This is a genomic window from Flavobacterium sp. F52, assembly GCF_000278705.1.
Classification (GTDB): Bacteria; Bacteroidota; Bacteroidia; order Flavobacteriales; family Flavobacteriaceae; genus Flavobacterium; species Flavobacterium anhuiense.
The window spans coordinates 1-12,275 of record NZ_AKZQ01000006.1; the positions used below are offsets into that span (position 1 = coordinate 1).

The following is a 12,275-nucleotide window of genomic DNA, read 5'->3' on the forward strand; positions in this document are numbered from 1 at the left end:
GGGGAGATCCAAGGCAGTCCGACAGCTCCGAAACTATGCGACGGAGGAACAGTGACGGTTACCTATAAAGTGAGCGACAAATGCTATGAAGAAACCATCAGCAGAGACTTCACCATTACCGCTCCTTCAGCAGTGGTTCCTGTATCGCCAGATCCGTTTAGCGCTTCCGCTTGCGCGTATGCCGATCAGGCAGCATTGGACGCAGCTTTCGAAACATTCAAACAAGGCTTTAGCGTAAGCGGCGGATGCGATGCGAAAGGGGAGATCCAAGGCAGTCCGACAGCTCCGAAACTATGCGATGGCGGAACGGTTACAGTTACCTATAAAGTGACTGATAAATGCTATGAGACAACCATTAGCCGAGACTTCACGATTACCGCTCCTTCAGCAGTGGCTCCTGTATCGCCAGATCCGTTTAGCTCTTCTGCTTGTGCGTATGCCGATCAGGCAGCATTGGACGCAGCTTTCGAGACCTTCAAAGCGGGCTTTAGCGTAAGCGGCGGCTGTGATGCGAAAGGGGAGATCCAAGGCAGTCCGACAGCTCCGAAACTATGCGATGGCGGAACAGTGACAGTTACCTATAAAGTGGCCGATAAATGCTATGAGACAACCATCAGCAGAGACTTCACCATTACCGCTCCTTCAGCAGTGGTTCCTGTATCGCCAGATCCGTTTAGCGCTTCCGCCTGTGCGTATGCCGATCAGGCAGCATTGGACGCAGCTTTCGAAACATTCAAACAAGGCTTTAGCGTAAGCGGCGGCTGCGATGCGAAAGGGGAAATCCAAGGCAGTCCGACAGCTCCGAAACTATGCGACGGAGGAACAGTGACGGTTTCCTATAAAGTGAGCGACAAATGCTATGAAGAAACCATCAGCAGAGACTTTACGATTACAGCTCCTTCAGCAGTGGTTCCTTTATCTCCAGATCCGTTTAATGCTTCCGCATGCGGGTATGCCGATCAGTCTGCATTGGACGCAGCTTTCGAAACCTTCAAATCAGGCTTTAGCGTAAGCGGCGGCTGCGATGCTAAAGGTGAGTTTGTGGGCAGTCCTATAGCGCCAAACTTATGTCAGGGCGGAACCACTAGTGTGAGTTACAAAATCACCGATAAATGCTATGAGACCACCATCAGCAGAGATTTTACCATTACTGCTCCTTCAGCAGTAGTTCCTGTGGCGCCAGATCCGTTTAGCTCTTCTGCTTGTGCGTATGCCGATCAGGCAGCATTGGACGCAGCTTTTGAAACCTTCAAAGCAGGCTTTAGCGTAAGCGGCGGCTGCGATGCGAAAGGGGAAATCCAAGGCAGTCCGACAGCTCCGAAACTATGCGATGGCGGAACAGCAACAGTTACCTATAAAGTAACTGATAAATGCTATGAGACAACCATCAGCCGAGACTTCACGATTACTGCTCCTTCAGCAGTGGTTCCTGTATCGCCAGATCCGTTTAGCGCTTCCGCTTGCGCTTATGCTGACCAAGCTGCTATAAATGCTGCCTTTGAAATCTTCAAACAAGGCTTTAGCGTAAGTGGTGGTTGTGATGCCAAAGGTTCATTTGTAGGTAATCCGACAGCGCCAAACTTATGTCAGGGCGGAACTACCAGTGTAAGTTATATGATCACTGATAAATGTTATACAACTACAATCACTAGAGACTTTACCATTACCGTTCCTGCAGCTATAACGCCAGAGGCTCCTGCTGCAGTAAGCGTTTCTGCTTGTATCTACGCTGATCAGGCTGCATTGGATGCTGCTTTTGAAACCTTCAAAGCAGGCTTTAAAGTAAGCGGCGGTTGTGATGCGAAAGGAGCTATTCAAGGCAGTCCGGTGGCACCAAAATTATGTGAGGGTGGAACAACAACAGTTACCTATAAAGTAACTGATAAATGTTATGAAACTACAATCAGCCGAGACTTTACCATTAATAAAGTTGAATTGCTTAATGTTTTGAGTCCTCCAAATAAAACAGTTGTTTGCGGTGAGGATCCAGATGGTGCATTTGCAGCTTGGATTGCCGGATTTAAATTTACGGGAGGATGCGCTGGAAATGTTCAGGCTACGGATTTATCTCAATTTGTGAAACCTCAGATTGGAACAGCATTAGTTATTGAATACGTTGTTTCTAACAATTGTGAAACGATTAAAAAAGTATCTACATTTTTGATCACTCCGTGTACAACACCAATTTGTACTTATACTCAAGGAGCTTACGGAAATGTTGGAGGTATGGCCTGTGTAGGAGGACAATCTTACACAACCAAAGCTCTTATTGCGAAAGCATTAAGTGCTTATCCAGGAGGAACAATGACAATTGGTTTAGTTGGTAAATCTGTTTTAGTATCTAATAATCAAGCTGATATTGATGCTGTTATAGCAGTTTTACCAGGAGGAGGTGCAAGTAAAAAATTGGCAAATGGAGATCCTCATATAAGCGCATTACCTGCATCATATCTTAAAAAAGGAAAAATTGATAATACCTTATTGGCTCAAACCATTACCTTAGGACTTAATTTAGGTATTGATAGTGAATTGAGTAAATTTAAATTGCAGGCAGGTATATTGGCAGTTGCTCAACCTGAAGGTGGTTGCGGATCTAAAACTCCAAAGGTGCGTTCTTGTAATCCTGACGGAACAGTAAGTAATGAATACAAATATTACACTATTCCGAATAATGTCGTTAGTAAACTAGCAGGAAATAAAACAGTTGGTGATTTGTTTAACTTGGCTAATCAAGCACTAGGAGGTGGAAACACTTATGGACTTTCTCTTTCTGATATTGCAAGCTTGGTAGATTTGATAAATAATGCATTTGATGAATGTAGAATCGCAATAGGATACAATATTCAACCACTTGCTTGTGTAGCTACTCAAGAATCAATAGTTACTCAGACACCTCCTGCTACGGAAACAGCTGTAGTGGAAAGTACTGCAAAAGAAAGTAAAAAACCTGGTTTTGATGCTTATCCTGTTCCATTCAAAGATTACATTACCATTCGTTATAACTTTGATTATGCGACAGATGTCAAAATTGAATTGTTTGATCTAACAGGAAAACTGTTATCTTCAAAAACAGATACAGATTCTTATTTTGGAAAAGAATATAACTTTAATATTGATTTCTACGTAGGTAAATTCCAAGTTTACATTTTACAAATTACAACTAATAAAGGCAGTAGTACTAAAAAAATCATTTCTGCCGGTAATTAAATGAATTTATAAATCTTACTTTAAAGCATCCGTTAAAAGCGGGTGCTTTTTTTTGAAAATTATTTTTTCTGTTTATGCTTTAATTACGAGTGTTTTACGAGTAAGGCGATTTGTTAAATATGGGTGGGATTTAAAAAAAATAGAGGAAAAATCATGTTTTTCTTTTTTTTGGTTTAATTTTTGGAATACCTTTATAGTATAATCCTTAAAAAAAAATAATTATGAAAAAGATACTTACCTTATTTGCAGTTGTCGGTTTAATTGCATTCTCTAGCTGTGAAGGACCAGAAGGGCCTCCAGGACCTCCGGGATATGATGGAGTTGGTACAGTTTATGAAAATGCACCTCCTAATTATTATAACTTCAATCCAAGTTCGGATCCGCTTAAAAATTTTAGAGTTAGATTTGTTTTCCCACAACGAATTTTTGATTCAGATGTAGTTTTGGTGTATCGATATGGAGGTGTGGATAGTGGTAGAGATGTTTGGGAATTTTTGCCTGAAACTCATTACTTTGATGATGGTACAAGAGACTTTTCTTTTGATTTTACATTTAGTGATTCTTTTGTGGATATTTATTTAAATGGTAATAATCTTACTGATCCAGAACTTGACCCTTACAGATTTAATCAAATTTTTAGAATTGTTGTAGTTCCTGCTGATTTTGCAAAATCTGTTAATAAGGCTAATTATTTGGAAGTTATGAAAGCAGCTAAGTTAAGTGAAAGTCAAGTACAAAAAATTAAGCTTTAGTATTTTTTGATATAGATAAAATAAAAAAAAAGGAAATCGTAAGATTTCCTTTTTTTTATTAATTTTTTATAAAGCTTAATTGGATAATATATGAATTGCTAATTTGTATATTAATAAAGTAAATCCCTTGTATTAGATTGGAAATGTCTATTGTAGCAAGACTTGGAGATAATATTGAGAAGCTATTTGGATTAACATTTATTCCCATTGCGTTTGTAATTTTTAGAATTCCATTTGTTAAATCTGTAGTAGGGCTTTCTATGTTTAAAGTTGTTGATGCTGGATTTGGATAAAGCTTTGCTGTATCGTATGTTGAAGATATTAGAGAAACTTCATTGCTGTAGCTTTTTGATTTCCCAGATATCCATCTGTTATTTTGGTCATAACCACTGTAGGTGACTTCGGCAATTCTTCTATATTTATAACTGTTTTTTAATGTTAATGAGAATCCTCGCCTTGCAAGAATTTCTAATGGTTGTGCTGGTGTGTAATCTTTATCTGTCGCTCCAGCTATGTTCTGCCAGGTATTATTGGTAATGTCGCTGCCATTTACTTGAAGCTGCCATTGGTATGTGATGTAGTTCTGGTGGATTGTAACTATATTTGGATCAGAAGTTATAGATGAACCACTTAGAGGTTCTGGAGATTCAATTTGAGTAGGAGATGAAATTTTTAAAACCTGATCACAGCATATAGTATTATTGTTTCGAATTGTCCTTACTAATATTTTTAATTCATTGCTTACTCTTTTTAAATTTTGATATACTGCAATTCGTCTTACTAAATAGTAGTTATCTTCATTTAAATTAAGATCGTTAGGTGTAAAATTCCCTAATCCTTCTGAGTTTTCATTTTGTATAATCTTCCAATCTATTAAATTTGTTTTTGTGTATTCCCATTCATATCTATCCACATTAACAACGTTATCACCTCTTTGTTCTGTTTGATTTGGATTTTGTAAAATTGTTAAGTTTATTTTAACCCTTGCTCCAATAATGTTTTTTGGATTTGAAGTCATTGTTTCTGCAAAACCATTTGAATCAAATGGCCCATCAATTGAAATTATATTTTCAGAAAATGGTGATTTGATTACAGTAACAGTTACTTTATTACTATTGTTTGGAAATTCATGACCGTATAAATATCCTAAACTTCTTTGAACAGTAAAAGTACCAAGTTGTGTTGTGTAATCTATACTCATAGTTTGAGTTATATTATCTAGTTCAATCAATTTTCCAAAAAAAGTCCATTTCGAATTTATGCCATATGGTTCTCCTTCGTATGGGTTTAGGAATGTGGATCCAGTTATAGGTTGTGGTTTTTCTCCTAATCTAACAGTTTGATTACAACATAATGTATTAACAATTTTTGTAGGGTTTGGAGCATCTGCAGGAGGGTTTAGTGTTGTGCCCGAACTCATCGTTGAATTTTTAATCACCGCTAAATTTGAACTTCTATAGACTGTTCCTGCAGGTGTTTTGTATTCAGCAAAAACAAATCCGCCGGAAGTTAGAAAATCACTCCAATATAAATTTATTACCATACTTCGCGTTGCAGTTCTTCCTCCGCCAAAATACAGATTTCCACCATTTCCGCCAGCTGCGACATTAGCGTTTGATGTGCTTAGATTTGAGTAGTAAACAGTTATTGTTCCTTGATCGTTAACAGCAACATTGCTCGGAATGTCAACTTTAATATTTAATGAGATAGTTGAATTTGGTAAAGAGGCTAGATTGATAGGGCCAGAATTTACATTGGTGTTGTTTACTGCAGTCGGTGTTAGTGTAACCGTTTGTGCGAACATTAATGTACTGAGCATTAATGTTGCAATTAGAAATAAGTAATTTTTTTTCATGATTATAATTTAAATTAAAAAGCCTAAAGTAAATATTTATATGTAATTTCTTTGTTTTTAAAAGTTAAATTATAAGAAAAATAGCAAAAAAAAATGAATTGCTACATAAAAAAAAGGAAATCTTAAGATTTCCTTTTTTTATTAATATATGTTTTGAAAGTTAATTATTCTTCGCTTGACGAATCATTTAAAACTTTTTCTGGTCCGAATTTAAGAGAAACTAAAATTCCTACTAGAAGAGATAAAGCAATAAATCCTAAAGAAGCCCATTCTGGTACGTGGAAGAAATCATGTAAAAGCATTTTTAATCCAACGAAAGCTAAAATAGCAACTAAGCTGTATTCTAAATAACTGAATTTTGCCAGCATGTTTGCTAAGAAGAAATACATAGAACGTAATCCTAGAATTGCAAAAATATTAGAGCTAAATACTAAAAACGGATCTTTGGTAATAGCAAGAATTGCAGGAACACTGTCAACAGCAAAAAGAACGTCCATAACTTCGATAACAATTAAAGCGACAAATAATGGAGTAGCCGCTTTTTTTGCAGTTTTGGTTGTGATGAAAAATCTCTCTCCGTCAGTTTCTGATGTAATCGGCATCACTTTGCCTAAAGCTTTATAGATAAAAGAATCTTTTGGGTGAAAATCTTCTTCTTCTCCAGAAAAAAGCATTTTGATTGCAGTAAAAATTAAGAAAACTCCAAAGACGTAAGTTGTCCAAGCAAATTTATTGATCAGCATTACTCCGAAGAAAATCATTAATCCGCGGAAAACAATAGCGCCTAAGATTCCCCAGAACAAAACGCGGTGCTGGTATTTTTGCGGAATTTTGAATGAAGCAAAAATAATAGCAATAACAAAAATGTTATCGACACTTAGCGAAAGTTCAATTAAGTAACCCGTTATAAACTTCATCGAAGCGACTGATGGTTTTAAATCATCTGGGTTTGCGATATAATCTGTAGTGTACAGCCAATAAATTACCCCCGAAAACAGGAAGGATAAAGTAACCCAAACTAAGGTCCATTTGCTGGCTTCTTTTGTGCTAATAATATGTGGTGTTTTGTTGAAGACCCCTAAGTCTAAAGCAAGAATAAAAACTACAGCAAGTAAAAAGAGTGACCAGACTATCATAATGATTTTTTTTAAATGATTTACAAAGATAAGTTTTGAAGTTTAACTTAAAAATTAAATTTATCAGAAACTTGCTTTTAAAATTATAAGTTATGAGTTATGAGTGAACTTTGTCAAAGTTTCAAACTTTGACAAAGTTGAACTTGTTAAGATTGTTTCAAAAAAAAAGTGCCAGCAAATAAATGTGGCACTTTTAGAATATAATGTAAGCTTTGAATTATAGCGCTGAGTTAACAGTTTTGATAATTCTAGCAGCGATTTTGTAAGGGTCTCCGTTTGAAGCTGGTCTTCTGTCTTCCAACCAACCTTTCCATCCTCTTTGAACAGTCATTAAAGGAATTCTGATTGAACATCCTCTGTCTGAAACTCCATAAGAGAAATCGTTGATAGAAGCAGTTTCGTGTTTACCAGTTAAACGTTGCTCGTTGTAAGCTCCGTAAACCGCGATGTGCTCTTTTGTAACAGGACGGAAAGCCTCACAGATTTTCTCGTAAACTTCTTGAGAACCGCATGTTCTAAGAACTGTGTTAGAGAAGTTAGCGTGCATACCAGAACCGTTCCAGTCTGTATCGCCTAGAGGTTTTGGGTGATATTCGATATAGTAACCATATTTCTCAGTTAAACGGTCTAATAGGTAACGAGCAACCCAGATTTCGTCTCCAGCTTTTTTAGCTCCTTTAGCGAATAATTGGAACTCCCATTGTCCGCAAGCAACCTCTTGGTTGATTCCTTCAAAGTTGATTCCAGCAGCAATACATAAATCAGCGTGCTCTTCAACTAATTTTCTACCGTGTGTGTTTTTTCCACCTACTGAACAGTAGTACATCCCTTGTGGAGCAGGGTATCCTCCAACTGGGAAACCAAGTGGAAGTTGAGTTTTAGTATCCATAATGAAATACTCTTGTTCGAATCCAAACCAAAAATCATCATTATCATCATCAATTGTAGCTCTACCGTTAGAAGGGTGTGGTGTTCCGTCAGCATACATAACTTCGCACATTACTAACCATCCGTTGATACGAGTTGGATCTGGATAGATTGCAACTGGAACTAATAAACAGTCAGAAGATCCACCTTCAGCTTGTCTTGTTGATGAACCATCAAATGACCAATTTCCAAGTTCTTCTAATGTTCCTTTGAAGTTTTCATGTTCTTCAACTTTAGTTTTACTTCTAAGATTTTGAGTTGGTTCATATCCGTCTAACCAAATGTACTCTAACTTAATTTTAGCCATAATAATATAAATTAATTTTTTTGTTTTTTTTCGTTGGGTCAAATATAGATTTATTTTTTTAGTCCCAAAAATTAGGGGGCTATTTTGTTTTGAGAAGTATAATTTTTTGGATAAGCGCAATTTTGATAGGGGTATATTTTAAAAAAAGCAATTTTATGAACCTTAAAAAAATAAATTCGTAATAATTAAGGCTCATTTTTGAATTTATGAGTTAAGAAATTATGAAAAAATGTTTATTTAATCAATAATACCGTACAGTTTTGTTATATTTCTGCGATTTGAATTCATTATTCTTCATAAAAAGCGTCTTCTGTTGAAAAATCGTTGACTAAATTTCTATTGTTTATATTTAAAATAGGCTCATTTATTGTTTATATTTGTCTCTTATTTTTTTAATGAAAATTATTACGAATTTAAAATATACATAACCATGTCAACATTACGTTTTCAAGCTTTACAGCAAGCTTCTAACAGAAAGCCGGTGCATTTTGAAGAAATTGGCCGAAAATCAAATCTTTTCGGTTCAAATGTGTTTAATGAAAAAGCAATGAAGCAATATTTAACTTCAGACGCTTTTAGAGGAGTAAGAGATGCCATCCAGCATGGAACAAAAATAGATAGAAAGCTGGCCGATTATATTGCCATGGGAATGAAAGAGTGGGCTCTTTCTAAGGGAGTGACTCATTATACGCACTGGTTTCAGCCATTGACAGGAACTACGGCAGAAAAACATGATGCTTTTTTTGAAACTTCTTATGACGGAAGCGAATCTGTAGAAAAATTTGGAGGCGCGCAATTGGTACAGCAAGAACCAGATGCCTCTAGTTTCCCGAACGGCGGAATCAGAAATACGTTTGAAGCAAGAGGTTATACAGCTTGGGATCCAACTTCTCCAGCTTTTATATATGGTACAACTTTATGTATTCCAACAGTATTTATTGCGTACACTGGTGAGGCTTTAGATAATAAAATTCCTTTATTAAGAGCATTATCTGCAATTGATGAGGCAGCGACTGAAGTTTGTAAATACTTTGACAAAAACGTAAAAAAGGTAACAGCAACTTTAGGATGGGAGCAGGAATATTTCTTGATCGATAAAGCTTTGGCAAATTCTCGCCCAGACTTAATGATGACAGGGAGAACATTATTAGGACACACATCTGCAAAAGGACAGCAGTTAGATGATCATTATTTCGGATCTATCCCAACTCGCGCTCTTACCTATATGAGAGATTTGGAGCAGGAATGTATGTTATTGGGTATTCCTGTAAAAACACGTCATAATGAGGTAGCGCCAAATCAGTTTGAGTTGGCTCCGATTTTTGAGGAAACGAATTTAGCAGTTGACCATAACTCTTTATTAATGGATGTAATGCAGAGAGTGGCAGAGCGTCATGACTTTAAAGTATTATTTCACGAAAAACCATTTAAAGGGGTAAACGGTTCCGGGAAACACAACAACTGGTCATTGGCTACCGATACAGGAGTTAATTTATTGAGTCCGAGTAAAACGCCAATGAGCAATTTACAGTTCCTGACTTTCTTTATTAACACAATAAAAGCAGTAAACGATAACGAAACTTTGCTTAGAGCTTCTATTGCAACAGCAAGTAACGACCACAGGTTGGGAGCAAACGAAGCGCCGCCAGCGATTATGTCTGTATTTATTGGTGCTCAATTGACAAAAGTTTTATCTGAATTAGAAAGCGTAACAACAGGAAAACTTTCGCCAGAAGAAAAAACAGATTTGAAATTGAATGTTGTTGGTAAAATTCCAGACGTATTATTAGACAATACAGATCGTAACAGAACTTCGCCTTTTGCTTTTACAGGAAATAAATTTGAGTTTAGAGCGGTGGGTTCAAATTCAAACTGTTCAAATGCAATGACAACTTTGAATGCGATTGTAGCAAAACAATTATTTGACTTTAAAAATGAAGTAGAGAATTTGATTGAAAATAAAGACATGAAAAAAGACGATGCAATCTTTAATGTCTTAAGAGAATACATCAAACAATCTAAAAAGATTCTTTTTGAAGGCGACGGTTATAGCGAAGCTTGGGAAAAAGAAGCGGCAAAAAGAGGTTTAAGCAATTTTAAAACTACTCCAGAAGCGATTAAGGCTAAGGTTTCTAAACAAGCATTGGATTTGTTTGAGCAATTAGGAATTTTTAATCATGTTGAAGCTGAAGCGCGTTATGAAATCGAACTGGAAGAATACACTAAAAAAATCCAAATTGAAGGACGTGTTTTAGGAGATATTGCTAGAAATCATGTTATCCCGACTGCAATTCGTTACCAAAATACTTTAATTGACAACGTTAAAGGATTAAAAGAAATTTTCGGAAAAGATTTTGAAGCATTAGCCAAAGAGCAGATTGTTTTAATTAAAGAAATTTCAGGTCATATTGAAGGAATCAATTCTAAAGTATTGGCAATGACTAACGAAAGAAAGAAAGCAAATCAATTGACAGATGCTCAAAAAATGGCAGAAGCGTATTGCAATAATGTGAAGCCTTATTTTGAAGATATTCGTAATCACTGTGATAAATTAGAGCTGCTAGTAGATGACGAAAGCTGGACATTGACTAAATACAGAGAATTGTTATTCACGAAATAATAATTTTGGAATAGAGTTTTTGCCACGAATTATACGAATTCACGCAAATTAATTTTTTCAAAAATCTTCAGATGAAGATCATTTTATAGAAAGGATAAAAATTTGTGAAAATTTGTGTAATTCGTGGCAATTTTTTTTAGAATCAAATAATCGAATAAGTCAAAGAATTAAAAAAAGGGATTATCTTTGCAGCACATCAACACAAACTAATTTTCATGAGTTCAGATTCTAGCAAAAGATATGCACAAAGAGGTGTTTCGGCATCAAAAGAAGACGTACATAACGCTATAAAAAATATTGACAAAGGTTTATTTCCGCAAGCATTTTGTAAAATTGTTCCTGATTATCTAACACAGGATGATGAGCATTGCCTTGTTATGCACGCAGATGGAGCAGGTACAAAGTCGTCTTTGGCTTATATGTATTGGAAAGAAACTGGAGATCTTTCGGTTTGGAAAGGAATTGCTCAAGATGCCTTAATCATGAATATTGATGATTTATTATGTGTTGGTGCAACAGATAATATTCTGCTTTCTTCTACTATTGGAAGAAATAAAAATTTAATTCCTGCCGAAGTTATTTCTGCCATCATCAACGGAACAGAAGAGTTAATCAACGAATTAAAATCATTTGGAGTTACTATTCATTCAACGGGAGGGGAAACTGCTGATGTTGGCGATGTCGTTCGAACTATTATTGTAGATTCTACTGTAACAGCAAGAATGAAACGCTCTGATGTTGTAGATAATGCAAACATTCAAGCTAGAGATGTAATTGTTGGTTTAGCTTCTTTTGGTCAAGCAACTTACGAAAAAAGCTATAACGGCGGAATGGGAAGTAATGGATTAACTTCAGCGCGTCACGACGTTTTCGGCAAATATTTAGCAAAAAAATATCCTGAAAGTTACGATGCAGCAGTTCCAGAAGAATTAATTTATTCAGGACAAGTAAATTTGACTGATGAGGTAGAAAACAGTCCGATAAATGCAGGTCAGTTAGTGCTTTCGCCAACTAGAACTTACGCCCCAATTATCAAAAAGATTTTAGATAAGTATACTCCAAAAGATATTCACGGAATGGTGCATTGCAGCGGTGGTGCACAAACTAAAATTTTACATTTCGTAAAAGATTTGCACGTTATAAAAGATAATTTATTTCCAGTGCCGCCATTGTTCAAATTAATTCAAGAACAATCAAAAACAGATTGGAAGGAAATGTATCAAGTCTTCAACTGCGGTCACAGAATGGAGCTTTATGTTCCGGAAAATATCGCACAAGATATTATTGAAATTTCGAAATCATTCAATGTAGACGCACAAATCGTAGGTAGAGTAGAAGCTTCGGATTCTAAAAAACTTACTATTACTAGCGAATACGGAACATTCAATTATTAATTTTAAAGTTGCAAAGGTTTAAAGGTTCAGAGTTGCAAAGATTTTGAAACTTTTAAAAATAATTATTAAATTTAGAG

Annotated in this window: 7 protein-coding genes; 4 read left to right on the top strand and 3 right to left on the bottom strand. The window is 35.9% G+C overall.

Going from position 1 to position 12,275, the window contains the following annotated elements; genetic code table 11:
• Window positions 1-3,207, top strand: a 3,207-nt coding sequence (locus FF52_RS01580) for a T9SS type A sorting domain-containing protein (RefSeq protein ID WP_008462430.1), incomplete at its 5' end; no start/stop codon positions are given.
• 221 nt (window positions 3,208-3,428) lie between these two features.
• Window positions 3,429-3,959, top strand: coding sequence for a hypothetical protein (locus tag FF52_RS01585; RefSeq protein ID WP_008462431.1), 531 nt, complete (start codon window positions 3,429-3,431; stop codon window positions 3,957-3,959).
• Window positions 3,960-4,017: 58 nt separating this feature from the next.
• Here FF52_RS01585 and FF52_RS01590 read toward each other — a convergent pair whose 3' ends face one another.
• The 3 genes from FF52_RS01590 to FF52_RS01600 form a co-directional block, all read right to left on the bottom strand.
• On the bottom strand, window positions 4,018-5,814 hold the full coding sequence (locus FF52_RS01590; protein ID WP_008462432.1) for a T9SS type A sorting domain-containing protein: 1,797 nt from the start codon (window positions 5,812-5,814) through the stop codon (window positions 4,018-4,020).
• A gap of 164 nt (window positions 5,815-5,978) precedes the next feature.
• Window positions 5,979-6,950 (bottom strand): TerC family protein, encoded by a 972-nt coding sequence (locus FF52_RS01595; RefSeq protein WP_008462433.1) that lies wholly within the window; start codon window positions 6,948-6,950, stop codon window positions 5,979-5,981.
• Between the two features lie 217 nt (window positions 6,951-7,167).
• Window positions 7,168-8,184, bottom strand: a complete 1,017-nt coding sequence (locus FF52_RS01600; protein ID WP_008462434.1) for a glutamine synthetase beta-grasp domain-containing protein — start codon at window positions 8,182-8,184, stop codon at window positions 7,168-7,170.
• A 430-nt stretch (window positions 8,185-8,614) separates the two neighbouring features.
• Between FF52_RS01600 and FF52_RS01605 the strand changes: the two genes are divergently transcribed.
• Both FF52_RS01605 and FF52_RS01610 read left to right on the top strand, forming a co-directional pair.
• Window positions 8,615-10,804, top strand: coding sequence for a glutamine synthetase III (locus tag FF52_RS01605; RefSeq protein WP_008462435.1), 2,190 nt, complete (start codon window positions 8,615-8,617; stop codon window positions 10,802-10,804).
• A gap of 215 nt (window positions 10,805-11,019) precedes the next feature.
• A complete protein-coding gene (locus tag FF52_RS01610) occupies window positions 11,020-12,198 on the top strand; it encodes an AIR synthase related protein (RefSeq protein WP_008462438.1) in 1,179 nt (392 codons plus the stop codon).
• Window positions 12,199-12,275 lie beyond the last annotated feature (77 nt).